Genomic DNA, 24,130 nt, shown 5'->3' with positions numbered 1-24,130 from the left:
CCTCAATTATTCAACATGGGTTTAAAGCGGTTATCCTTATTTCTTAAGTCCAAACCACCTTCGTAAACGGATTTTAAATTAACCAAATAAAAACTCCAACCGTTATGACAACCTAAGCGAATATTTCTTTTCGCATTTTCATCTAAAGGAATATTCTTTTGCGTCAACTCTACAACTACATACTCAAACTCTTCTCTGAGTTTAATGTCGACCAAACATTCGCCTGCAAAAGTAAATTGAAGTTCATTTTTGCCATTGGCTTCAGTTATGCTTCCTTTTTCAATATCATCATACAGATACCAGATCCATTTGTATTTATCGCCTTTCAATGCGTTTTGCGTTTTGTTGAGCAATACGTTGTTTTCGTCAGAAAATTCCGCCTCACTTAAAAACCATTTCTCAATTTCGCTGGCTTTTGTCCAGGCATTGTACATATCCTCAAGTTTAGCTTTAACAGCAATCTTGATGGTGAATCTGGTCCAATCGAAGTTTTCCATTGGCTTAATTTTAGGTGATTAATTAAAAACTAAACAAACTGGCGCGCCAACATCAATGCGTTTACCGCTATCGGTTAATTTGCCAGTGGTTTTATTTCGGTTAAAAATAACGATGTTATTGGTGTATTGATGGCCTATCAATAGAAATTTTCCAGTCGGATCAATCGTAAAGTTTCTTGGCCCTTTGCCGAGTGTACTGACTGTTTCGATAAATTTCAATTTTCCGGTCGGTAGAATGGAAAAGGCAGAAATGCTATTGGCATCTCCACGGTTGGTTTCGTAAAGAAATTTTCCGTCAGCCGAAACATGGATGTCGGCACCATCAATTTTTCCGGTAAAATCTTTTGGCGTAGTACCAATTTCCTGAATTTTGGTTAAACTTCCATTCGAATAGGCGAAAACCGTTATGCTGCCATTAAATTCGTGCGCTAAATAGGCAAATTTCCCATTTGGACTAAAAGTGATGTGCCTGGGACCAGTGCCTGCATTGGTTTTAATTACCGACTTAACGGTTAATATTTTTTCTTTTGAGGAAGGGTTGTAGTTGTAGATATAAGTTTGATCTTCACCCAGATCGTTAACAATTAAATATTTGTGATCTGGCGTAAATTTAACCATATGCACATGTGCACTTTCTTGTCTGCCTTTAGGATCGATGCTTTTTCCGGTATGTTTAATCACTTGCAAAGCTGCTGTTAAGGCGCCATCAGTCTTGCGTGCGAATACCGCTAAACTGCCTCCGCTATAATTCGCAACAATAACATTTTTGGCATCAACGGTAATAAAACAAGGATCGGCGCCGTGGCTGTCTACCTTATTTAAAAAAGTTAAAGCACCTGTTGTTGCGTTGTATTTAAAAGCACTAACTGTGCTGGTGGCTCCGGTTTCATTAACTACATAAACAAATTTCTGATCTGGAGAAACAGCCAGATAACTCGGGTTCGCCGTGTTTTTTGTGATGCTTTTTACCGTTGTAGCTGCGGTTGAAGTATTAAAGTTGTAAGTATAGATTCCTTCGCTTTTTCCAGGTGCGGTATAGGTGCCAACAATGAGGTTGTAATTGGTTTTTTGCGCAAATGTTAGCGTTGATAGTATAGAAAGTATAAATACTGAACTAATTTTTTTCATGAAAAACGATATTGATTTTAACAAATATGGGGAATTAAAATGTAATTAGCCACGGAGGCACGGAAGAGCACGGAAATTAATTTCTATTTGATAAACCGTTTTCGTCGTTCTTAATTTATTTCAGAATCTTAAAAATATAAATTGGCAACAAGGTGCAGTATGCTTAAGCTATACTCAAATTTGTCAGTCTCAGCGTAGTCGAAGACGTTACGAGATAGATATGAAAAGATTATCCTTGGGCTATGCCAATCAATGACGGATTCCAGAGAAAGGTCGTCTTTCCCGCGCAGGCGGGAATCTTAATGCAACCTACAGCCTCTTCCAAAGCATTACGATTATCTTCGATGAGTACTCCGTGGTTCCCAATCGAGTTGGGAATGACGATACCTGGCACCCATCATATCCACTCCAATATTTTTCTGAAAAAATTGATTGCTCAGGATAACATCTTTTTTAGTAAAGCAACAAAAAAGGCAACCATTGGTTGCCTTTTTACATATTATTTTATCAGATGTTTAATCTGGATCAATTCATGATCTTCAAGATAGCGCCATCTGCCACGTGGTAAATCTTTCTTAGTCAGATTACCATATACTACACGGTCTAATTTTTCTACATTGTAACCCAGGTGTTCGAAAATACGACGAACAATTCTGTTTTTACCGCTATGGATCTGGATGCCGATTTCTTTTTTGGTTCCACCCGCAACGTAAGAAATGTTATCCGGTTTAATCAATCCGTCTTCCAGTTCTAAACCAAAAGCAATTTTGTTTAAATCGCCTTGTGATAAAGCTTTATCCAACTCAATATTGTAAATTTTGGTGATACCGTTTTTTGGATGCGATAATTTATCTGCTAAATCACCATCGTTTGTCATCAGCAATAAACCTGTTGTGTTACGGTCTAAACGCCCAACGGGATAAATACGCTCGCGGCTCGCCTTGTCAACCAATTGCATTACGGTACGGCGTTCTTGTGGATCGTCGGTAGTGGTGATGTAATCTTTTGGTTTGTTTAATAAAACGTAAACTTTTTTCTCGCGTTTCAATAGCTCGCCGTTATAACGTACTAAATCTTTCGCTGGATCTACTTTATGTCCTAATTCGGTAATGGCTTCTCCGTTTACGGTGATAATGCCGGCAGCAATTAGCTCATCAGCTTTACGGCGGGAGCAGATACCTGCATTTGAAATATATCTGTTAAGGCGAATTAAGCCTTTCTCTTCATTTGTTTTGCGGCCTTGGGCAATTACAGTGCGCTCTGGGCGGTTAAATTCTGTATCTCTTGGCTGAGCATCCTCGCGTTTTCTAAACGGACGGGTGTCGCCTTCCCTCGGTTCTCTAGGTTTTACATCTCTTGAACTTCCAGCACTTGGCTTGAAATCATCAGATTTGCCTCTTGATTTGTAATCTTTATAGCCACCTTCTCTTGGTTTGAAATCTCTTGATCCACCATCTTTCGACTTGAAATCACGGTCTCCAGTTCTTGGCTTGTAATCTCTTGATCCGCCTTCTTTCGATTTAAAGTCGCGGTCGCCAGTTCTCGGTTTAAAATCTCTCGAATCTCCATCCTTAGATTTGAAATCGCGTTCTCCTGTTCTTGGCTTATAATCTCTTGCACCACCTTCTCTTGGTTTAAAATCTCTGTCTCCTGTTCTCGGTTTGTAGTCTCTTGATCCTCCCTCTCTCGATTTGAAATCACGATCTCCAGTTCTTGGCTTGTAATCTCTGGATCCTCCTTCTCTTGGTTTGAAACTGCGGTCTTCTGATTTTGAGTTGTTATCTTTTGATTTAAACTCGCGGTCTCCAAATTTGAATCCTGTTGATTCTCCATCTTTCGATTTAAAATTACGGTCTCCTGTTCTTGGCCTGAAGTCTTTTTTGTCTCCGAAAGATTTTGATTTGAAATCTTTACCCTCTGAGCTTCTAGGTTTGAAGCCGTCTTTAGAATCGGATGATTTTTTGAATTTGCTGTCTTTATCGTCTGATCTTCTTCTGTCAGACCCGGCCGAACTACTTCTGCCTTCTGTTTTCCGACTGCCTGGTTTGGACTTGTCATCCCGACTGTTCCTGTTGTTTTTATTTATCATGATACGCTTTTAACCACATTAAAAATGCGGGTTGCAAATTTATGAAAAATTGATGAACATAACAATTTTAAGAGTGGAAAAATTAGATAAAAAAATAGCCTCTAAAATAGAAAAAATTGGCTGAAAATCAAAATTTAAAATCCACGTTTAAAGCGCTTTAGGGGCTGTTTTTTGGGGTTAATTTTGTAACTATTTGATAATGTGCTTATTATTTTTTACCTTTGCCAACGTTTTTATATAAGTTCACCAAAAAAAGGAGGAAAATGTTAAAGAAACACATCGTACCATTTGCGGTAGTGGCAACACTATTTATCTTGGCAAAAGTGTTCGCTTACCAAATGCCCTTAGCACAAAAAAGTCTTTTAAAAGAAGAAAAATTAAACACTACAATACCCAAATCTGATAGCCTTAAAGTTGAAAACGCGGAAAAGCCGCTATCTTTAATGGCACAGTTAAATTTTGCCGAAGAAACCTTGCCGTTAGGCGATAAAAAGGTAGAACGCAAAATGAAAAAAATCCTTGCAGCACACACTTACGGGAACACACAAACCAATAAATTGCATGCAAAAGCAGCAAAATGGTTTCCAGTAATTGAGCCTATCCTAGCTGCGTACGGAATTCCTAACGATTTTAAGTATTTGGCCCTGGTCGAATCTGGAATGGCGGAAGGAGTTTCTCCAAAAGGTGCAGCCGGAATCTGGCAGTTTATGCCTGGCACAGCCCGTACCTATGGATTAAGAGTAAACGGAAATGTTGATGAACGCTATAATCTGCGTAAATCGACCATTGCTGCCTGCAAATACATTAAAGAAATGTATAAAGGTTTAGAAAGCTGGACATTGGTAGCTGCGGCTTACAATGTTGGCGACGGACGCCTGCGCAAGCAGATCAATAATCAAAATCAAGATAATTACTACAAAATGAAGCTGAACCGCGAAACGGGAGGCTATGTTTATAAAGTGATTTCTATGAAACAGATTATGGAGCACCCGAAACGTTACGGTTACGAAAAACCGAGAGTATTATTGGCCTACAACGCCGAATAATATAATAATTAAGATAAAGACAAGCATTTGGTAAGGCGTCCCGGTTTTAAATCGGGACGCTTTTTTTTTGAAGGTAATTGCGCAGATTGTTAGATTACAAGGATTTATCTGCAAAAGACTCAGGTTTTTTTCTGCGTGGTGATAACTAATAAACAAATGGCAAATGAACCAATGAACTTTTAGCCACGAAGGCACAGATTAACACGGAATTATTTTCTGCGTTATGCTAAACTACTGAACTAATGGCAATGAACCAATGAACATTCAGGCACGGAAGCACAGATTAACACGGAAAAATTTTACCATATAAGAAATAGAAGGTCATTTAAGTGCGTGTGTTTTTTAATATTATCGAACACAAACTTGGCTGACCGGTGTTTCTCCTAAACCCTAAACCCTAAACCCTAAACCCTAAACCCTAAACCTATGTTATACTAACTAATGACTAATGAACGATTGAACTAATAAATCAATTCCTTTTCTTTGTATATGTTCAAACTGCGCATCAATAAAATCATAAATCAACCTGGCGATAACATTACTTTTCAATTTGAGGAAGTAGATCAACGATACCCAAAGTATTTAGCCGGTCAGTTTATTTCGTTGGTTTTTCAGGGGAAACATAAGGAGATAAGAAGGTCGTATTCTTTTAATAGCTCACCAGATGTGGATGAGCCTTTGGCGATTACGGTAAAAAGGGTAGAAAATGGAGAGATTTCAAGATTTTTACACCATAAAACTTCGGTAAATGATATTCTCCTGGCGCAAGAGCCTCAAGGGATGTTCTGTTACTTGCCAGAAGAAAACCTGGAACGCGATCTTTTTCTTTTCGCTGCAGGAGTAGGAATAACTCCATTGTTCTCGATTTTGAAAACGGCCTTAGTGCGTGAGAAAAAATCGTTGGTTACCTTGGTATACAGTAACCGATCAATGGAGGATGCATTATTTTATGATGAGCTGAACGAATGGCAAAAGAAATATCCGGAACGATTAAAAATTGTTTGGGTTTTTAGCAATAGCAAAAACCTAATGACGGCCCGCCTGAACAAATTCTATATCGAAAAGCTACTCAAAGAACATTTGCATTTTGATCGGAATGATGCGCTGTTTTACAGCTGCGGGCCTATAATTTATATGGATTTATGCCGGATCACCTTGCTGGGCATGGGTTTCGATATCAAACAGATTAAAAGAGAAACCTTTGTATTGCCAGAGGATGAGGTGGATGAGGATGATGGTTCGGCAGAAAAGCTTGTCGATAAAAATACTTACTCGGTAATTTTAAATTTTAGAGGGGAAACTTATACCCTCGAAGTGCCCTGGCCAAAAAGAATTTTAGATGTTGCGCTGGAAAATAAAATCAAACTCCCATATAGTTGCCGTGGCGGAGTATGTAGTACCTGTGTAGCCAATTGCACCAAAGGTGGCGTAAGGATGGATTACAATGAGGTGCTTACTGATGATGAATTGGAAAGAGGCAGGGTTTTGGTTTGTACCGGACACCCGACAGAGAATGGAACAACGATAGAGTGGTAGTTTAGTTCATTAGCCATTAGTCATTGGTTTATTGGTGCGCGTAGTTGAGTCGTCATCTCGAGCGGAGAGCAACGGAGTCGAGAGATCTTTTAAATTTGCTTAATCAAAAGGTGTAAGTTTTTTGTAGCAAAATTTCCATAAGTGTATATGGGTTTTGTTTAAATCTTTGCCAATTCTGGTTTAGCTTTTATAAATTTTATCGAAAAATAAATCATGTTCAATAGTAGACCCATCAATAAAGTCATTCCCCATGTTCTAGGATGGCTTAAGGGATTTAAAAATCTACCTAAAATGTCGCTAGCTAGTCCGAGGGGGTTACTGATGATATCCCAACTATTCCATCGCAAATAACGACCCAGGTAGATACCAAAACTCGCCAAGAATAGAAATGAGATAATTAAGCTATTCACCAGCTTTTTATTTAAATAAGTTATAAGGTGCTTTTCAATATCCATTAAGCTGATTAATCCATAAACCAATCCTGTCCATGCGAATGATAGAATGAGCACGAGGTCGAACCATATTGGTGCCGAGCCATTCAGTCGTAAATGGAACAAATCTGTAAGGATGTATGGTGAGTTGGGGAAAAATAATATCCAGGTAATGGTCAGTAATATTACTGGCAGTTTTCTGTTTAAATTATAAACCAGCATTAAAGTGCTTATTGTAAATGGAATAAGAGCCAGAAACAAATTCCAATTCAAAAAGAGGAATACTTTTGTGTCTGTAATTAAAGATCTTGTTACCGATATTGCGACGCAGAAGGATGTCATTGCAATTAAAAGAATGGTAATCTTTAGTCTTCCAAGGTTTTTGAGTTTTTGTACCATGAGATGAGTGGCTATTTTTTCTAAAAATACAAAACCATTGTATCATTTACAGCGTTTGTGGAGTATGGCGAAAACTTTTTTTAACCTTTTAATCGGTCTCTTCTGTTTGCCTCTGGTTTCCTACGAAATAGAAGTCGACATTATGACAATTAATCCTTAATCAAGATTGTATTAGACTTTCATTTTGATAAAATTTTTAGCATTTTTGCGGATTGAAATTTTGTCTTTTTAAAGGCTCAATTTTGCCTCCAACTTTTAATAAAATATGAGCAATAAATCTATCGACCTCGGCGAGCAAAAAGATGTAGAAGTATATGGTGCGAGGGTACATAATTTAAAGAATATAGATGTCAGTTTTCCACGTAACCAACTTGTTGTAATAACAGGGCTAAGTGGGAGCGGTAAATCTTCATTGGCTTTTGATACCATTTACGCGGAAGGACAGCGGCGCTATATGGAAACATTTAGTGCCTATAGCCGCCAGTTTATGGGGGGGATGGAACGCCCTGATGTAGATAAGGTTTCGGGATTGAGCCCGGTTATTGCCATTGAACAAAAAACCACCAGCAAAAACCCTCGTTCTACTGTAGGTACCATTACAGAGATTTACGATTTTATGCGTTTGCTTTATGCTCGTGTTGCTGATGCCTATTCGTACAATACTGGCGAGAAGATGGAGCGCATGAGTGAAGACCAGATCCTACAGAATATCTTCAATAAATTTGATGGTGTTGCAGTAAATATTCTAGCACCTGTTGTTAAAGGTAGAAAGGGGCATTACCGCGAGCTTTTCGAGCAGATCCGTAAACAAGGCTATGTAAAGGTTCGTGTGGATGGAGAAATAAAGGATATTTCTGCTAAAATGCAGGTAGACCGTTACAAAATTCACGATATCGAAGTGGTGATCGACCGGTTGATCATTGATGTGAAGGATAAAAAACGCCTGCTAGATTCGTTGCAGGTTGCCATGAAAATGGGTAAAGGCGTGATCAAAATCAGTGATAAAGATAATAACGTTGCGCATTTCAGTAAGTTTTTGATGTGCCCAACCACTGGTATTTCTTACGACGAACCTCAACCGAACAGTTTTTCGTTCAACTCGCCCTACGGTGCCTGCGAACGTTGCGATGGTTTAGGTTATATCTTCGTGGTGGATAAAGAATCGGTGATTCCGAACCCAAAGCTGAGTATTTTAAACGGTGGTTTGGCTCCATTGGGCGAATACCGTGATATCTGGATGTTCCAGGTGTTAAAAGCATTAGCCAAAAAATATAGTTTTTCACTTTCAACCCCGATCGAAAAGTTAAGCGATGAAGTAATAAACATTATCTTAAACGGTACGCACGATCTGATCAAGGTTGAGGTAGAATACAATAAATGGAACGTTCAAAATTATAATATCACTTTTGATGGTATTATTAAAATGCTCGAAGAGCAGAATGAAAAGAGAAGTGAGTCTGCATCAGATGATATGGACGAATTCAGGAAACTGAAAACCTGTCCGGAGTGTCATGGTGCCCGTTTGAAAAAAGAAAGTCTACACTTTAAAGTTGATGGCAAAAATATTTTCGAACTGTCGTCAATGGATATTTTCAACCTGAACACCTGGTTCGAAAAAGTAGATGAGCGCCTTAGCGATCGTCAGAATATTATTGCAAAGGAAATTTTAAAAGAGATTAAAGCCAGGATCGGTTTCTTAACAGATGTTGGTTTAACCTATTTAACGCTAGATAGAACAGCCCGCACACTTTCTGGTGGTGAGGCGCAACGGATCCGATTGGCTACGCAGATCGGTTCGCAGTTGATGAATGTAATGTACATCCTCGATGAGCCAAGTATCGGTTTGCACCAGCGCGATAACGAACGTTTGATCAATGCGCTTAAAAATCTCCGTGATCTTGGAAATACCGTTTTGGTGGTAGAACACGATAAGGATATGATTCTGGAGGCCGATTGGGTGATTGATGTTGGTCCTGGAGCGGGTATCCACGGCGGAACGGTAGTTGCAGAAGGAACTGCCGAACAGATCCTGAAGTCGAATACCTTAACTGCCGATTATCTAAATGGCAAAAAGAAAATTGAAACGCCAAAAGTACGCAGAAAAGGCAATGGGCATAAATTGTCTATCATAAAAGCTACCGGGCATAATTTAAAAGAAGTTTCAGTAGATTTTCCTTTGGGTAAATTTATTGCCGTAACCGGAGTTTCGGGTAGTGGTAAATCGAGTTTGATTACCGAAACTTTATATCCGATTTTAAATCACCATTTCTTTAGGGCGAAAAAACAACCTTTGCCTTACGAGAAAATTAACGGATTGAAAGAAATTGATAAGGTAATTGAAATTGATCAGGCACCTATCGGTAGAACACCTCGTTCTAATCCATCTACTTATACCGGAGTGTTTTCTGATATCAGAAATCTGTTTGTACAGTTGCCTGAAGCAAAAATCCGTGGGTACAAACCCGGCCGTTTCTCTTTTAATGTAAAAGGTGGCCGTTGCGAAACCTGTCAGGGAGCTGGTTTAAAGGTGATTGAAATGAATTTCTTGCCTGATGTACAGGTGCCTTGTGAAGAATGTGGTGGAAAAAGATATAATAGAGAAACCTTAGAAGTTCGTTTTCGGGGAAAATCGATCAGCGATGTGCTGGATATGAGTATCGAAGATGCCTGTAATTTCTTCGAAAATATCCCGATCATTTATAGGAAGATTAAAACCTTGAAAGATGTTGGCTTAGGTTATATTACTTTAGGTCAATCTTCGGTTACTTTATCAGGTGGCGAGGCGCAGCGGGTTAAATTAGCTACAGAGCTTTCTAAAAAAGATACCGGAAAAACTTTCTATATTTTAGATGAGCCTACCACCGGACTTCACTTCGAAGATATTAATGTGCTTTTAGGTGTATTGCAAGAGCTGGTTGATAAAGGAAATACGATTTTAGTAATTGAACATAATTTAGATGTGGTTAAAGTTGCCGATTGGGTGATCGATTTAGGTGAAGAAGGCGGTGCTGGTGGCGGAAGGATTTTATTCGAAGGTACGCCAGAAGGTTTGATCCAGAACCCGATCAGTTTAACCGGAAAGTTTTTGAAAAAGGAAATGGCTTTAGAGGCAGCGGTCGATAGTCCGAAATCCGAAGTCAAAGCGTCTAAGAAGAAGAAATAGTTTGAGGTTCGTCCATTGTTCGTCACCTGAACTGGTTTCAGGGGCTTTATGTGTGAATAGGCTGAGAATATATAATAAATCGTTGTCATCCTGAGCCTGTCGAAGGACTTGCTTAAAATTTGTTGTAAAGTGTTTCAACAGCCTCAACATGACAGATTTGAGAAGAAATTGACTTTGAATGATGCATTCATGAAATAACCTAGCCTATCATCCATTACCCATTTTACATTATAAACATGCTTTTTACCGATACCCATACCCATTTATATTACGAGCAGGATGCTGAGAAACAAGCGCAGTTAATGGAACGTTGTTTCGAGAATAGCGTTAACCGTTTGTTTTTGCCTAATGTTGATGTAAAATCAATTGCCATGATAGATGATCTGGTGGCGAAATATCCGGCAAATTGTTTTGCAATGGCAGGTTTACATCCTTGTGATGTGAAGGAAGATTATCTTGCTCAATTGGACGAAATTTACAATAGCATTTCCGGTCGGAAAATTTATGCCATTGGTGAGATCGGGATCGATCTGTATTGGGATAAAACTACCTTGGCCATTCAGCAGGATGCTTTTCGTAAACAGATTGGCTGGGCAAAAGATTTGGGTTTGCCGATTGTGATCCATTGTCGCGAAGCTTTTGATGAGGTTTTTGAGCTATTGGAAAGTGAAAGGGACGAAAAACTTCGCGGAATATTCCATTGTTTTACGGGCAATTTAGCACAGGCTAAACAGGCCATCGACTTAAATTTTTATTTAGGCATTGGTGGAGTAGTCACCTATAAAAAAGCTGGATTGGATCTGGTATTATCAGAGATTCCTTTGGCTAATGTAGTTTTAGAAACAGATTCGCCTTATCTGGCACCAGTTCCTTTCCGCGGAAAGCCTAATGAAAGCAGTTATTTGATTTATGTTGCCCAAAAACTGGCCGATATTTATGGTACTCCTATTGATGAAATTGCGGATGTAACCACAGAGAATTCGAAGAAAATTTTTGGGGTTTAGGATTGAGCCGGAAGTCCTCAGTCTGAAGTCATTAGTCAGGTTTAAGTCGGTCGTCATTTCGACTGAAGTGCAACGTAATGGAGAAATCTGTTTCGCAGGATTCAATAATTGATTTTGAAACTACTTCATAATAATTAAGTTGTTAATTTGGTAATTATTTACTGTTTAAATTATTTAATTGGTAATTAAAATGCTATTATAGCTCTTTTTGTTGCTAATTTAAAAATATCGTCCGATCATTTGTAAATTTTTAGTTTCTTTGCGGTGAGCAACCTTCACCCAACCAAATGACCAAAATACTTATAATTTATACCGGCGGTACCATCGGTATGGTTAACGATCCTATAAATGGGATGTTAATTCCATTTGATTTTCAGCAGATAAAAGAAAACGTTCCTGAATTAAGCCGTTTAGATTATGATTTAGATGTGCATTCCTTCAACCCAGTATTGGATTCATCAAACATGGATCCTGAAATATGGAAAACATTAGCCGAACTGGTTTATCATAAATACGATCAGTACGATGGTTTTGTCATCCTACATGGATCTGATACTATGGCCTTCACCGCATCGGCATTGAGTTTTATGCTCGAAAACCTGAATAAGCCTGTTGTTTTAACTGGTTCGCAACTGCCGATTGGCGAAATCAGGACTGACGCCAAAGAGAATTTAATTACCGCTCTAGAGATTGCAGCGACCAAAGAAGATGGAAAAGCACTTTTTCCAGAGGTTTGTATATATTTTGATTCCCAGTTATTTAGGGGCAACCGCTCTATAAAATATAACAGCGAAAAGTTCGAGGCTTTTCGTTCGCCAAACTACCCGATACTTGCCGAAGCGGGGGTTCACCTGCAGTTTTACAGAAACTATATCCTAAAAGCTACCGAAGGAGAATTAAAATTACATACCAATTTTAATTCAAACATCGGGGTGTTGAAATTATATCCTGGCATAACACCACAGGCCGTTCAGGCAATAACAGATTCTAAGGTAGATGCCATTATTTTAGAAACTTTTGGTTCGGGCAATACCACAACTGCTCAATGGTTTTTAGATAGTTTGCGTCAGGCTATTTTGAATGGAAAGATAATCATCGATATCTCTCAGTGTAAAAAAGGCTCTGTACAATTGGGACGTTACGAAACCAGTAGAGAATTGTTGAAAATGGGTATTTTAAGTGGCTACGATTTAACTTTCGAGGCTACAGTTACAAAGCTAATGTTTGTAATGGGCTTAGGCTTGTCAATAGAAGAAAGTCGTAAATTAATGGAAGAATCGCTAAGGGGTGAATTGACTAAAGATTAGTATTAGACGGGATTTGTAATCCCGTCTACAGAACTAAGGATTTTTAATCCTGAAGTGTAGGGTTATTTTCATCGTTTTGGAAATGATGGGTTCTGTTATAATGGCAGGCTTAGTCCTGCTACCGCTGCAAGTCCTTCCCGATGAATCGGGATACCTCGCTCCGGGCTTACGCTTTATCAGGTTTAGCAACATGGGTCGTTGCATAAATTCTAAAATTGAAATAGATCCGCGTTAGGGATTGTAAGGGTTCAGTACCGATTAAGCATCTGTTTTTATTTAATTACGGTATGCTTGCTTGTTTCACAGGTCTTCATCGGTACCGAAGCGAAGCGCAGCCCTGAAAAAGCCCGACCCTTTCCCGTATTTCTCGGGATTGGGTAACGCCCAAATCAGTTTACAACTGGCAATTTACAGTTTTCGGTTCCAGGCTTCTACTAGACCTTTCAGGTTTCACAAACCTGCAAGGTCTATACCGAAATAAGTAAAACTTCTGCAATTATGACCATCATCATTTCGGTTATAAGTATTTAGCGCTATTTTTGCTAGTAAAGAGGTATAAGGTATAGGTTTAAGGCATAAGGTTATGTCTTGATACTTGATACAAAACACTCGATACTTATTAAACATGAAAATAGAACAAATATATACAGGTTGCCTGGCAGAAGCCGCTTATTACATCGAAAGTAATGGTGAGGCTGCAATTATTGATCCGCTAAGAGAGGTTGGAACGTACTTAAAGAAAGCCGAAAAAGCAGGGGCCACCATTAAATATATTTTTGAAACGCATTTTCATGCCGATTTTGTTTCCGGACATGTAGATCTGGCAGAGAAATCTGGTGCCAAAATTATCTATGGCCCAACCGCTAAAACCGAGTTTAAATCGCACATTGCTAAAGATGGTGAGCAGTTTAAAATTGGAAACGTAACCATTACCGCTTTACATACTCCCGGACATACTTTAGAATCGACTACTTATCTGCTAAGAGATGAAAATGGGAAAAATTACTGCATTTTTAGTGGCGATACCTTATTTATTGGCGATGTTGGTCGACCTGATTTAGCGCAAAAGGGCCATTTAACCATGGAAGATTTAGCCGGAATGCTTTACGATTCGTTAAATGAGAAAATAAAACCTTTAGCTGATGACGTAATTGTTTACCCGGCACATGGCGCAGGTTCTGCCTGTGGTAAAAGCATGAGTAAGGAAACTTTCGATACTTTAGGGCACCAAAAAGAAGTAAATTACGCTTTAAAAGCCGAAACGAAAGAGCAGTTTATTGCTGAAGTAACAGATGGCATTTTACCACCACCACAATATTTTGCTAAAAATGCTGCCATTAATAAAGGCGGGGTGGAAAGTATTGATGAGGTTTACGAGAAAGGATTAAACGCTTTAACTCCGCAAGCTTTTGAAGATACTGCAAACCAAACAGGGGCGATTATGCTCGATACCCGCGATCCGCAGATTTTTGCAAAAGGTTTTATTCCAAATTCGATCAATATTGGCCTTAACGGACAGTTTGCACCTTGGGTAGGTGCTTTAATTACCGATTTACAGCAACCCATTTTACTGATTACCGATCAGGGTAAAGAAGAAGAAACCATTACCCGCTTAACCCGCGTAGGATACGATAGTACCATAGGTTATTTAGATGGTGGTTTCGAAAGATGGACAGATGCTGGCAAGGAAATCGATACGATTGAATCAATCTCTGCCGAGGCATTTGAAACAGCTAGTCTTAACGGAGAAATTACAGCACTTGATGTGCGTAAACCGGGCGAATATGAATCAGAACATCTGGAATTTACACTGAGCCGTCCGCTAGATTTTATTAACGAATGGACTGGCGAGATTAATCCAAAATCCACCTATTATATTCACTGTGCGGGTGGCTACCGATCGATGATTGCTGCTTCCATCTTAAAATCGCGTGGAGTAGAAAATGTGATTGATGTTGCAGGCGGTTATGGCGCAATTAAAAATACCGGTTTAAAAAGAACCGATTTCGCCTGCCCAAGCAAAGCGATGAAAGTTTAATAAATAGAAGAGATCGCCATTTCGAGCGGAACACAGTGCAGTCTAGAACCCGAAGGCTCAGCGAAGCTAAATCTATGCTAACAGATCTCTCTCCCGATTTAACGTCGGGACGGTGCTGCAGTCGAGATGACGACCACTCTTTAAGCGAAATAAAAACTGGATGTTTGAAAATCAAAATCATTACGACGTATTAATTATCGGTGCTGGCCCGATAGGGATGGCTTGTGCAATTGAAGCCCAAAAAGCAAATCTAAGCTATGTAATTGTAGAAAAAGGTGCTTTGGTAAACAGTTTGTTTAACTATCCTGTGTTTATGACCTTCTTTTCTACTTCTCAAAAGTTAGAAATCGGAGGGGTTCCTTTCGTAACCATCAGTCCGAAACCTAACCGAAATGAAGCGGTTGAATATTACCGCCGTGTAGCCGAAAAATTTGATTTAAATATCCATCTTTTTGAAAGCGTAAAACAAGTTGTTAAAAAGGATCAAAATGTTTTCGAAATCAATACCTCCAAAACCGATTATACGGCAAATAATGTAATTGTAGCAACAGGTTTTTATGATGTGCCATTGTTGATGAATGTTCCAGGAGAGGATTTACCAAAAGTAACGCATTATTATAAAGACCCGCATTTATATGCATTTCAAAATGTGGTAGTGGTTGGCGCCAATAACTCTGGCGTAGATGCTGCTTTAGAAACGTATCGGAAAGGTGCAAACGTAACCATGGTTGTTCGTAGTAACGATCTTGGTCCTCATGTTAAATATTGGGTACGTCCGGATATCCAGAACAGGATTAAAGAGGGAGAAGTTAAAGCACTTTTTAACTCCGAGTTGATTGAAATAAGAGAAGGTGAAGTAGATATTAAAACACCCGAAGGAATAAAAACAATACCGAACGATTTTGTAATTGCGATGACGGGTTACCAACCGGATTTCGGAATGCTGAGGAAATTCGGCATCGAACTGCCCGAAACACTTTGCCCGGTTTATAACGAAGAAACGATGGAAACCAATGTGAAAGGTTTGTATTTGGCAGGTGTAGTCTGTGGCGGATTGGATACCCACAAACTTTTTATCGAAAACTCAAGGGTGCACGCCGAAATGATCGTGAAGAATATTCTGAGTTAAATTTCTTACGAAGTTTAGCCAGGGGATCAGCGATGGAATAACTTCGTAAGTCTTACACCCAAGTTAAAACTTCCGAAATCTTCTGCGCGCAGGCTTTTAGACCTCTGAAGTTAGTTGGTTATTTTTTGATCTTCCCCATCTGTAACTTACAGATAGCATCATAGAAACTATTATAATTTGAAGTATAAGTACAGCTTTAGATACGATCGTTAAAATAATGAAATTTTGTTCGTATTGATTGATTTCTGATTGTGCAGACAATGGCGGGTAAATTGTCCAGCTGTTAATATTGTGATATGGATTAAAGAAAGGCAAAAGTTTTATTGCTATGGACGCCAGCAGGATTAAAATAAAGCCTAAAAAGAAAATAAATGAGCGCTGAATTTTTCTGCGAAATGAGTGTTTAAACTCTTTAAAGTAGTAAACGGAAAAAGAAATAATAATAAAAAAGGATATCAATAAATGCTGTTTTTTAATCACGAAGTAGGTGTCGTGAAGATTGATGTCAATGGAATTGCTAAAAAGGGTTTTTCCAAATATGCAGAAGCCGATAATTATGGCAATTGCAATGCAAGCTAAGAGCCATAAAACTTCCTCTAATAATGGTTTGTTTTTCATAAAGAGCGAGATTTAGATTTGTTTAATAAATATACATATTAGCCGTCATGCTGAACTTGCTTCAGCATCTTTCCTGCAAAATAGGCCCTGAAATAAATTCAGGGTGACGATCCTCTTGATAAAACTAAATCAATGAACCGGTACTTTCAAAGTACTTCCCACAAAACTCTCAATGGCCCCATTTACACTTGGCAAATCTTTCGAGGTAATATACGATCCCATTACATGATTCCCTGCGTTGGGGATAGCTACTTTTCTTTTTAAATTATTCGGCGTACCCAATTCATCGAACATTTTCAGCATAGCATCTACACGGACTACAGGATCTTGTTCGAGTTCATTTTTGTAATAATAGAGCATTAAAACAGGTTGTTTTACCTTTTGAAAAGTAGACTTTACCATACTGCTTTCGATGAATTCTTCCAGTTCTACCAGAGATTCGAGGCGGTAATTGGTATACCAGTATTTTTTATATTCGTCAGTGCGATCGTCTACTTTACGTTCATCGCCACCCACTACTTTTCGGGCAATCTGTAAACCCCATGGATTATTCAAAAGCCATGCATTTTTATCGTTAATGGCCACATTTGGTGACAATAAAATCAAGCTGTTAATCTCAGGATAGGTTGCTGCTAGTTTTAAAGCAACAGTTCCACCGGTAGAAGTACCTACTAAAATTACTTTTTTGCCTAATTTTTTACCGATGGCATAAGCCTGTTTACTGGTTTCCCAAAGGCGGTCGGCGGTGAAATACTGCATAGGTGCAAGTGTATCAATGCCATGGTCGGCCAAACGCGCTAGATATAAATTGGCATTTAGTTCTTTTGCTAAATTTAGGTAAACAGGGTTACCTTCTGTTTTTGATGCTGAAAAACCATGCAGGTAAACAATGGCATACTCGGTTTGCTTGTGGAGGGGATCGGCCCAGATGATTTCGGCTTCGTTGCCCGGTTTTATTTTGTGCATGGATTCTATGCTGGCCACATAACGCTCTAAATCTTCCAGATCGGGAACCTGTGTGAGTTCTTTGTTATAAACCGGCTTTTTGGGTTTTGGCCCCAATAAGTAGCCTGCAACAATTATTGCCGAAAGGCCGATAAGTACTTTGTAGCGTTTTTTCATATGAGGCACCAAATATTAGTTTAAATGTAAAATTTGAAATTAAATAAAGCTAATCTTTTTGATGAATTAGTTATGATACTGAGAGGCTATTGCTTGCAATAACCCATAATGTTAAACCTGATGGCGCCAAATAGCCCACAGCCCGAAGCATGAGGACAAGGACTATGGGCAATAGCAGGAGCAAAAGATGTTAAAGATTATTGTTATTGCTTTTCAAATCCTTAATAATACGATTGCACATTACCTTTTTATGGGAAATTAGCTTAAGTTTGCAATCAAAATTTTTCGACTTAATGCCGGGAATCGAACAGATAAAAACACCTATTGCTGCTGATATTAAAGCGTTTGAAAAAACCTTTAAAGAATCTATGCATAGCGACGCACCGTTGCTGGATAGGATTACCCATTATATTGTAAAGCAAAAAGGCAAACAAATGCGGCCGATGTTCGTATTTTTTGCGGCTAAACTATGCGGTGGAATTACAGAATCAACCCATCGTGGAGCTGCCTTGGTAGAGCTTTTACATACCGCTACTTTGGTGCATGATGACGTAGTAGATAATGCTTATGAGCGCCGTGGTTTTTTCTCTATCAATGCTTTATGGAAAAACAAGATTGCCGTTCTGGTCGGCGATTACCTGTTGGCCAAAGGATTATTACTTTCGGTAAACAATAACGAACACCGTTTGTTACAGATTGTATCGGAAGCGGTGAAACAGATGAGTGAGGGTGAATTATTGCAGGTAGAAAAGGTGCGGAGGATGGATATTTCGGAAGATTTATATTTTGATGTGATCCGACAAAAAACCGCTTCTTTAATTGCTTCTTGTTGCGCTGCGGGGGCTGCTTCGGCAGGTGCTGATGATGATACGATCGAAAAAATGCGTCTGTTTGGCGAAAAAGTAGGAATTGCCTTTCAGATTAAAGACGATACCTTCGATTTCGGGACTGATGATGTAGGCAAACCTTTGGGTATTGATATTAAAGAGAAGAAAGTAACACTGCCTTTAATTTATGCACTGAATAAAGCCGAAAAAACCGAACGTAAAAAAATAATTAACCTGGTGAAAAACCACCAGGACGATCCGGTTAAAATTCAGCAGATTATAGATTTCGTAAATGCACACGAAGGTGTGTATTACGCGAACCAGAAAATGCTGGAGTACCAGAAGGAAGCATTTGATATTTTGCACAGTTTTGAGGCAGGCGAAGCACGAACTGGTTTAGAACAACTTGTACTGTACACCACTGAACGTAAAAAATAATGGGTAACGAATTACTTTTTAGCTTAGGTTTTCTTCTTTTTATTGCGTTGATTCTTGCTTTAGATCTTGGTCTTTTTAGCAGAAAAGAACATGTTGTGAGCTTAAAACAGGCTGGGGTAATGAGTTTGATCATGGTGGCTTTGGCTATCGGCTTTTACTTTATCCTGTTAACAGAAGGGCACCAGCTCCATGGAATAAAGGATTTTGCACACCTGCAAGAAATTGTAACACGACACCAGCATCACATTAAACTAATTCCCAATGATTTTGAAGGCAGTTTAGCAGTATATAAACAAAACCTTGGCTTAGAATTTTTAACCGGTTATGTAATTGAGTATGCACTTTCTGTCGATAATATCTTTGTGATCGTACTCGTTTTTTCTGCCTTTGCCGTTGAAGAGAAATATTATCACCGTGTATTGTTCTGGGGTATTTTGGGTGCCATTATCATGCGTTTCATCTTCATTTTTGTTGGTGCGGCATTAATTGCAAAATTTGCATGGATACTCTATTTGTTTGGCGCTTTCCTTGTTTTTACTGGGGTAAAAATGTTCTTTAGTAAAGATGAAGATGATAAGATTGATCCGGAAAATCATCCGGTAGTTAAATGGGCTTCGAAAATATTTTCTATCCATCCAAAGTACGAGGGGAAAAAGTTCTTCGTAAAAATTAACCATAAAACGCTGGTAACACCTTTATTTTTGGTGCTGCTGATTGTTGAGTTTACCGATCTTTTATTCGCTGTCGATTCTATCCCAGCTATTTTTGCGGTAACAAAAGATCCTTATATTGTATTTTTCTCAAATATTTTTGCCATCATGGGTTTACGTTCCATGTTCTTCCTGTTGGTGAATATCATCCATAAATTTCACTATTTAAAAACCGGATTAGCCGTATTACTGGCATTTATCGGGATTAAAATGCTGGGGCATACTTATCTGGAGAAATGGGGTTTCACTACCGAGCATTCTTTGATCGTGATTCTGAGTATCTTAGTGATGAGTATTGTGGCTTCTTTGGTTTTTCCGAAGAAAAAAGCGCATGTAAAACCTTAGTTTATCATCTAAAACATTTTTGCTAAAATTATTTTAACCACCTAAGTCACCTGAGTACATTTAAGCTTTTTGTGGTGTAAAGTGCTAAGTGGCATAACTGCACTTTGCTGTGCGGCCTAGCAGATTTTCGTAGGAAAAAGCACAAAAATCTTTGCAGTTTTACCCATACTTCCACAGACCAAGGCAGTGTTTAAGCGAGTGTGGTGGCAATGAGGTTAGGAAAGAGCCTACAGACTGCCACAATTGAGATTTTTGTAGTTTTTTACAAGAAAGGATGCAAGCCTTGATCTTTTGTTTCTTTTCTATCAAGAGAAAAGAAAGAGCCCATCGGCGGCGGTGAGCCGAGGCAAGGTTGTGCATGGGGAAAAGATTGCTAATTCTTTTCTTGTGGTAAAGAAAACTAAAGCAAAATATACGTTACAGCTAGCAATCTCTGACTAAAATTTGTACTTTCAGCAACTAAACTATTATTCCTAATGAAATATCTTTTCGCTGCAGCGCTTCTTTGTACCACTTTATTTGTAAATGCCCAGGATAAATTTGGTGATGTTTTTGCCAAAATCAATGCTGACGTACAGCAAAATTCAAAAGCTTATCAAACACTTAAATATGAAACCGAAACTATCGGTCATCGTTTAACGGGTTCTACAAACGGCGCAAAAGCAGAGCAATATGCCTTCGATTTATTAAAATCTTACGGCTGTGAAGTGAAGTTTCAACCTTTTGAAGTAGAAAGCTGGGCAAGAAAAACAATCAGTGTAGAAATAGGTGCTGATAAAAACAGTTTGACCAAAATGAAGGCTGTTACTTTAGCACATTCGCCGGTTAGTGCAGACGTTACTGGTGAGATAGTAGATGCAGGTAATGGATTGGAGGCAGATTATCAAGCCAGTCCTGAGAAGTTTAAAGGTAAAATTGCATTGATTTATTTGGGTGTATTACCAGGCTCTCCGGCTGGGACAAAGTCATTACACCGCTCAGAAAAGACGGCCATTGCCACAAAATACGGCGCAATTGGGGTAATTATTATTAATACGGTAAAAGGTGGCGTGCTTTTAACCGGAACGGCTTCGGTAACGGGTAAATTGATCCCTATTCCCGCTATTTGTATTGGATTAGAAGACGGTACAGCTTTAAAGGAAAAAATTAAATCACAGCCACAGATTGCACATATCGCCATGACGAATTTCTCTGGTTTAATCAAAGCGAGAAACGTAGTTGCTACTTTTAAAGGAACCGAGTTGCCTAAGGATAAAGTTGTAGTGGGTGGGCATTTAGATAGCTGGGACTTAGCAACCGGTGCAATCGACAATGGAATTGGTTCTTTTGCTATTATAGATATGGCACGTACCTTTAAAAAACTGAATTTAAAAACCAAACGTACCGTAGAATTTGTACTGTTTATGGGCGAGGAGCAAGGTTTATTGGGGTCTAAAGCATACGTCGATCAGGCTAAGAAAGACAAAACATTAAGCCAAGTTAAGTTTATGCTGAATTACGACATGACCAACGATCCGAAAGGTTTTTCTACTTCAAGAGCAGAAATGAAAAGTTTGTTTACGGCCTGGGGAGCTGATATTGTAAAAATTGATACTGGTTTCAAAAATCTGTTTAATGCTGGCGCTGGTTTGCATAGCGATCATCAACCGTTTATGTTAGAGGGGATTCCTACCGGCGGTGGTTTTGGTGGTAAATTGCCAAACAATTCTGGTCCATTTTATCACTCAGATGGCGATAGTTTTAAACTGGTTGATGAGCAGGAGCTTAAAAATACGGTGCGTTACAGCGCGATGTTAACTTACGCTTTAGCCAATACACCGAAAATTCCTGTTGGTGTTCAGGGCGAAGAGGAGCTAAGGGCTTTCTTAGAATCGCAGAACCTAAAGGAGCCTTTGAGTATTGCCGGTGAGTGGAGGTGGAAATAATTTCATAGATTTTCTTGCCTCTTTCCTTACGGGGTGATTACACTGATGTTGCCTACGGGTTGATTACACCGATTTTAGGATTGCACAGATATGATTAATTCCCGTAAGATAATTCGTCATTTCGACCGTAGTGTTCCAAAGGAACTCCTTCGGAGGAGAAATCTTTGCGAGACATCAGAATAGCTTTACAACTAAAACCACTTAAATGTTACACACCTGTCTTTTAGCGGGCGTAAGCAATGGATTGAAGGTTAATTCGACGTTCATGTGTTGTGATTTTTATTCCTGTAAGTGTTAAATCTGGGCTTTGTTTTTGACTGTGTGGTTGTTAATCATATATTTGTTTTAGCCCCAAACAAAAAATCTGAGTAAAAATGAACAGAAAACGGAACAAAACAACCGTAATTTTTGTAAATAATAATCAAAGTTCAAGCAAGCCCATCCAAGTTCCAACAGGATACATTGTACACTGGAAAAAGTATATTTTAGGCGTTTTAGGAGTATTCTTAGTACTTATATCCAGCATATTTTACCTGATCCGCAGTAATTCGAGTGTAGAATTAGCCAAGAGTAAACTTGAACTGGCGCTTTTAAAAAGTAAAGACAAACAATCCGTTATCGATACTTCTTCCCTAAAAAAGCATTACCAATCAATAGATAAAAAGCTGCTTACCATCAATAAATACCTCAAAGCAAGAGGGTTAAAGCCAATTTTAACGGGCAATGCAGGCGGAGAGCAAAGTGATGATATTCTATCGGCTGAAGAAATCGGTGAGTTTTACGACAACTACCTGAGTAAAATTGCCTATAATGTAGCCTACACGCCTATGGGTTATCCACATTTAGGTACAATCACATCTGGGTATGGGCATCGCGAAAATCCTTTTGGTGGTGAAAATGTGGAGACACATAAAGGACTCGATATCAGGGCCAATTATGGCGACATTGTTAAATGTACAGCGAACGGTAAGGTGATTTTTGCAGGAAGACGCGGTGGTTATGGCAATTGTATCGTAATTAAACACGGTAATGGTTTTGAAACCTACTATGGTCACCTTTCTAAAATTTTGGTAAGGGTAGATGAGGATGTTATTGCGGGCAACAACATTGGCAAAGCTGGCTCAACCGGGCGGTCAACCGGGCCACATTTACATTATGAAGTGCATAAAAATGGTAAAGTTATAAATCCAAGATCCTTTTTAACCTTATAAGAAACATGTTCAAGAAAAACAACCAGATTAAAGACTTAAATCAACAAGAAATTTCTACGCTAATTGGCCTCGGCTTTACCATTACCGGCGAACTAAAAGGAAAAGCAGTTATAAGGATCGACGGAACTGTAATCGGAAATGTAAATGTTGAAGGCGGCATTGTTTTAGGTGAAAAAGGGATGATTAAAGGCGACATACAAACCGCTTCGGCCATTATTTATGGAACGGTTAACGGAAATGTGAAAGCCCAAAACCTGGAAATAAAAAAAACAGGCAGGGTTAATGGCGACATTAAAACGGAAGCCCTCGAAATTGAACTCGGTGCACAATACAATGGAAAACTCGAAATGCACCAATCAGGCAAAACAGAAGATAAGGCAGCTGTGAAAGCGTAGGCCTCATCTATTGGTTGGTGTCTCACCAACCAACATAATCTAACTCAGCCTTAACCACTAATGTAGCTTTCCAATTGCGAAATAGTCTGTTTTTGATCTGCAATGATAAACTTTACCACATCACCGATTGAAACCATTCCTTTTACTTCGTCGTTTTCTACAACGGGTAAATGGCGGATGTGTTTATCGGTCATCAGCTCCATGCAATAATCGATACTGTCGCTTAAATTAATAGTGATCGGACTGCCCGTCATTGCTTCTTTAATCAAAGTGTCTTTTGATGATTTACCCTGAAGGATGATTTTTCGGGCATAATCGCGCTCCGTGAAAATGCCATGTAGCCGATCGTTTTCCATGACCAATACCGCGCTGATGTTCTTTTCTGTCATTACTTTTAAAGCATCCAAAACAGAAATATTTTCTGATACCGAGATAATCCGTACCTGTTTGGTATCTAACAAGTGTTTTACGCTTTTCATAAAACTTAATTTGGTTATAACAATTTAAGAAATAATTAGCTGAATATCAAAGTTTTGTTTTAGGTTGTTAACTGCTTTACAAACAGCACACAGTTTTATGTTTCCTAAACCTGACAGGAACGGCAGCTCCCAATTGAAAATTGGGACTATAGTGAATGGCAGGACCAGAGCAGAACAAAGAACGCCAGGACTTGCTTTTCAAAAAATAGGCAAAATATGAGGTGTTGGAGCTTGTGCTGAGAAAATAGAAATACTATTTTACAATCTGTAAACCTGCTTGTACTTTTAATTAT

The 24,130-nt window shown here is 38.8% G+C and carries 19 protein-coding genes; 12 read left to right on the top strand and 7 right to left on the bottom strand.

Translation table 11 applies throughout. The features are described from left to right. Positions 1-2: 2 nt before the first annotated feature. The 3 genes from LQ227_RS05730 to LQ227_RS05720 form a co-directional block, all read right to left on the bottom strand. Entirely contained in the window at positions 3-497 is a 495-nt protein-coding gene (locus tag LQ227_RS05730; protein WP_230145889.1) for an SRPBCC domain-containing protein, read from the bottom strand. 18 nt (positions 498-515) lie between these two features. Continuing rightward, positions 516-1,625, bottom strand: a complete 1,110-nt coding sequence (locus tag LQ227_RS05725) for a lactonase family protein (protein ID WP_230145891.1) — start codon at positions 1,623-1,625, stop codon at positions 516-518. A 499-nt stretch (positions 1,626-2,124) separates the two neighbouring features. Continuing rightward, on the bottom strand, positions 2,125-3,714 hold the full coding sequence (locus LQ227_RS05720; protein WP_230145893.1) for a pseudouridine synthase: 1,590 nt from the start codon (positions 3,712-3,714) through the stop codon (positions 2,125-2,127). A gap of 263 nt (positions 3,715-3,977) precedes the next feature. Between LQ227_RS05720 and LQ227_RS05715 the strand changes: the two genes are divergently transcribed. Both LQ227_RS05715 and LQ227_RS05710 read left to right on the top strand, forming a co-directional pair. Further along, entirely contained in the window at positions 3,978-4,760 is a 783-nt protein-coding gene (locus tag LQ227_RS05715; RefSeq protein WP_230145895.1) for a lytic transglycosylase domain-containing protein, read from the top strand. Between the two features lie 489 nt (positions 4,761-5,249). Next, the gene (locus LQ227_RS05710) at positions 5,250-6,296 is read left to right on the top strand and encodes a ferredoxin--NADP reductase (RefSeq protein WP_230148651.1); all 1,047 of its coding nucleotides are present in this window, start codon (positions 5,250-5,252) and stop codon (positions 6,294-6,296) included. Positions 6,297-6,454: 158 nt separating this feature from the next. Here the strand turns inward: LQ227_RS05710 and LQ227_RS05705 are convergent, their stop codons facing one another. After that, positions 6,455-7,126, bottom strand: a complete 672-nt coding sequence (locus tag LQ227_RS05705) for a DUF1361 domain-containing protein (protein WP_230148649.1) — start codon at positions 7,124-7,126, stop codon at positions 6,455-6,457. 265 nt (positions 7,127-7,391) lie between these two features. Here LQ227_RS05705 and uvrA point away from each other — a divergent pair, with 265 nt between their 5' ends. The 5 genes from uvrA (at position 7,392) to LQ227_RS05680 (ending at position 15,767) form a co-directional block, all read left to right on the top strand. Then, positions 7,392-10,289 carry an excinuclease ABC subunit UvrA gene (gene uvrA, locus LQ227_RS05700; RefSeq protein WP_230145900.1) on the top strand — a complete coding sequence of 966 codons (2,898 nt, stop codon included), beginning with the start codon at positions 7,392-7,394 and terminating at the stop codon, positions 10,287-10,289. A gap of 236 nt (positions 10,290-10,525) precedes the next feature. Continuing rightward, complete coding sequence (locus LQ227_RS05695) at positions 10,526-11,293, top strand: TatD family hydrolase (RefSeq protein WP_230145901.1); 768 nt, start codon at positions 10,526-10,528, stop codon at positions 11,291-11,293. 287 nt (positions 11,294-11,580) lie between these two features. Further along, the gene (locus tag LQ227_RS05690) at positions 11,581-12,600 is read left to right on the top strand and encodes an asparaginase (RefSeq protein WP_230145903.1); all 1,020 of its coding nucleotides are present in this window, start codon (positions 11,581-11,583) and stop codon (positions 12,598-12,600) included. A 625-nt stretch (positions 12,601-13,225) separates the two neighbouring features. Next, complete coding sequence (locus tag LQ227_RS05685; protein ID WP_230148647.1) at positions 13,226-14,638, top strand: rhodanese-like domain-containing protein; 1,413 nt, start codon at positions 13,226-13,228, stop codon at positions 14,636-14,638. Positions 14,639-14,798: 160 nt separating this feature from the next. Next, positions 14,799-15,767: a YpdA family putative bacillithiol disulfide reductase gene (locus LQ227_RS05680; RefSeq protein ID WP_230148645.1), complete on the top strand. Its 969-nt coding sequence runs from the start codon at positions 14,799-14,801 to the stop codon at positions 15,765-15,767. A gap of 96 nt (positions 15,768-15,863) precedes the next feature. Here LQ227_RS05680 and LQ227_RS05675 read toward each other — a convergent pair whose 3' ends face one another. Next, positions 15,864-16,385: a hypothetical protein gene (locus tag LQ227_RS05675; RefSeq protein WP_230145908.1), complete on the bottom strand. Its 522-nt coding sequence runs from the start codon at positions 16,383-16,385 to the stop codon at positions 15,864-15,866. Between the two features lie 129 nt (positions 16,386-16,514). After that, positions 16,515-17,507, bottom strand: coding sequence for a carboxylesterase (locus tag LQ227_RS05670; RefSeq protein ID WP_230145909.1), 993 nt, complete (start codon positions 17,505-17,507; stop codon positions 16,515-16,517). Positions 17,508-17,800: 293 nt separating this feature from the next. On the opposite strand from LQ227_RS05670, the gene LQ227_RS05665 reads away from it, so the two are divergent. From LQ227_RS05665 to LQ227_RS05645, 5 genes are all read left to right on the top strand, one after another. Beyond that, positions 17,801-18,772: a polyprenyl synthetase family protein gene (locus LQ227_RS05665; protein ID WP_230148643.1), complete on the top strand. Its 972-nt coding sequence runs from the start codon at positions 17,801-17,803 to the stop codon at positions 18,770-18,772. Further along, positions 18,772-19,827, top strand: a complete 1,056-nt coding sequence (locus tag LQ227_RS05660; RefSeq protein ID WP_230148640.1) for a TerC family protein — start codon at positions 18,772-18,774, stop codon at positions 19,825-19,827. The genes LQ227_RS05665 and LQ227_RS05660 overlap by 1 nt, the downstream gene beginning before the upstream one ends. A gap of 476 nt (positions 19,828-20,303) precedes the next feature. Beyond that, positions 20,304-21,752 carry a M20/M25/M40 family metallo-hydrolase gene (locus LQ227_RS05655; protein WP_230148638.1) on the top strand — a complete coding sequence of 483 codons (1,449 nt, stop codon included), beginning with the start codon at positions 20,304-20,306 and terminating at the stop codon, positions 21,750-21,752. A 374-nt stretch (positions 21,753-22,126) separates the two neighbouring features. Then, positions 22,127-22,963 carry a M23 family metallopeptidase gene (locus LQ227_RS05650; protein WP_230148636.1) on the top strand — a complete coding sequence of 279 codons (837 nt, stop codon included), beginning with the start codon at positions 22,127-22,129 and terminating at the stop codon, positions 22,961-22,963. 5 nt (positions 22,964-22,968) lie between these two features. Beyond that, positions 22,969-23,358, top strand: a complete 390-nt coding sequence (locus LQ227_RS05645) for a polymer-forming cytoskeletal protein (RefSeq protein WP_230148634.1) — start codon at positions 22,969-22,971, stop codon at positions 23,356-23,358. A gap of 50 nt (positions 23,359-23,408) precedes the next feature. Here the strand turns inward: LQ227_RS05645 and LQ227_RS05640 are convergent, their stop codons facing one another. Further along, the gene (locus tag LQ227_RS05640) at positions 23,409-23,837 is read right to left on the bottom strand and encodes a CBS domain-containing protein (protein ID WP_230145920.1); all 429 of its coding nucleotides are present in this window, start codon (positions 23,835-23,837) and stop codon (positions 23,409-23,411) included. Positions 23,838-24,130: the final 293 nt, after the last annotated feature.

Origin of the sequence: Pedobacter sp. Bi27 (assembly GCF_918698255.1) — a bacterium.
Taxonomy (GTDB): Bacteria; Bacteroidota; Bacteroidia; order Sphingobacteriales; family Sphingobacteriaceae; genus Pedobacter.
Note: the sequence above shows the minus strand (reverse complement) of the source record. Positions and strands in the feature narration are given on the sequence as shown.

Excerpts from the sequence above, each read along its gene's own strand:
- LQ227_RS05730 (WP_230145889.1), bottom strand. The coding sequence starts at position 497 with ATGGAAAACTTCGATTGGACCAGATTCACCATCAAGATTGCTGTTAAA.
- LQ227_RS05725 (WP_230145891.1), bottom strand. The coding sequence starts at position 1,625 with ATGAAAAAAATTAGTTCAGTATTTATACTTTCTATACTATCAACGCTA.
- LQ227_RS05720 (WP_230145893.1), bottom strand. The coding sequence starts at position 3,714 with ATGATAAATAAAAACAACAGGAACAGTCGGGATGACAAGTCCAAACCA.
- LQ227_RS05715 (WP_230145895.1), top strand. The coding sequence starts at position 3,978 with ATGTTAAAGAAACACATCGTACCATTTGCGGTAGTGGCAACACTATTT.
- LQ227_RS05710 (WP_230148651.1), top strand. The coding sequence starts at position 5,250 with ATGTTCAAACTGCGCATCAATAAAATCATAAATCAACCTGGCGATAAC.
- LQ227_RS05705 (WP_230148649.1), bottom strand. The coding sequence starts at position 7,126 with ATGGTACAAAAACTCAAAAACCTTGGAAGACTAAAGATTACCATTCTT.
- uvrA (WP_230145900.1), top strand. The coding sequence starts at position 7,392 with ATGAGCAATAAATCTATCGACCTCGGCGAGCAAAAAGATGTAGAAGTA.
- LQ227_RS05695 (WP_230145901.1), top strand. The coding sequence starts at position 10,526 with ATGCTTTTTACCGATACCCATACCCATTTATATTACGAGCAGGATGCT.
- LQ227_RS05690 (WP_230145903.1), top strand. The coding sequence starts at position 11,581 with ATGACCAAAATACTTATAATTTATACCGGCGGTACCATCGGTATGGTT.
- LQ227_RS05685 (WP_230148647.1), top strand. The coding sequence starts at position 13,226 with ATGAAAATAGAACAAATATATACAGGTTGCCTGGCAGAAGCCGCTTAT.
- LQ227_RS05680 (WP_230148645.1), top strand. The coding sequence starts at position 14,799 with ATGTTTGAAAATCAAAATCATTACGACGTATTAATTATCGGTGCTGGC.
- LQ227_RS05675 (WP_230145908.1), bottom strand. The coding sequence starts at position 16,385 with ATGAAAAACAAACCATTATTAGAGGAAGTTTTATGGCTCTTAGCTTGC.
- LQ227_RS05670 (WP_230145909.1), bottom strand. The coding sequence starts at position 17,507 with ATGAAAAAACGCTACAAAGTACTTATCGGCCTTTCGGCAATAATTGTT.
- LQ227_RS05665 (WP_230148643.1), top strand. The coding sequence starts at position 17,801 with ATGCCGGGAATCGAACAGATAAAAACACCTATTGCTGCTGATATTAAA.
- LQ227_RS05660 (WP_230148640.1), top strand. The coding sequence starts at position 18,772 with ATGGGTAACGAATTACTTTTTAGCTTAGGTTTTCTTCTTTTTATTGCG.
- LQ227_RS05655 (WP_230148638.1), top strand. The coding sequence starts at position 20,304 with ATGAAATATCTTTTCGCTGCAGCGCTTCTTTGTACCACTTTATTTGTA.
- LQ227_RS05650 (WP_230148636.1), top strand. The coding sequence starts at position 22,127 with ATGAACAGAAAACGGAACAAAACAACCGTAATTTTTGTAAATAATAAT.
- LQ227_RS05645 (WP_230148634.1), top strand. The coding sequence starts at position 22,969 with ATGTTCAAGAAAAACAACCAGATTAAAGACTTAAATCAACAAGAAATT.
- LQ227_RS05640 (WP_230145920.1), bottom strand. The coding sequence starts at position 23,837 with ATGAAAAGCGTAAAACACTTGTTAGATACCAAACAGGTACGGATTATC.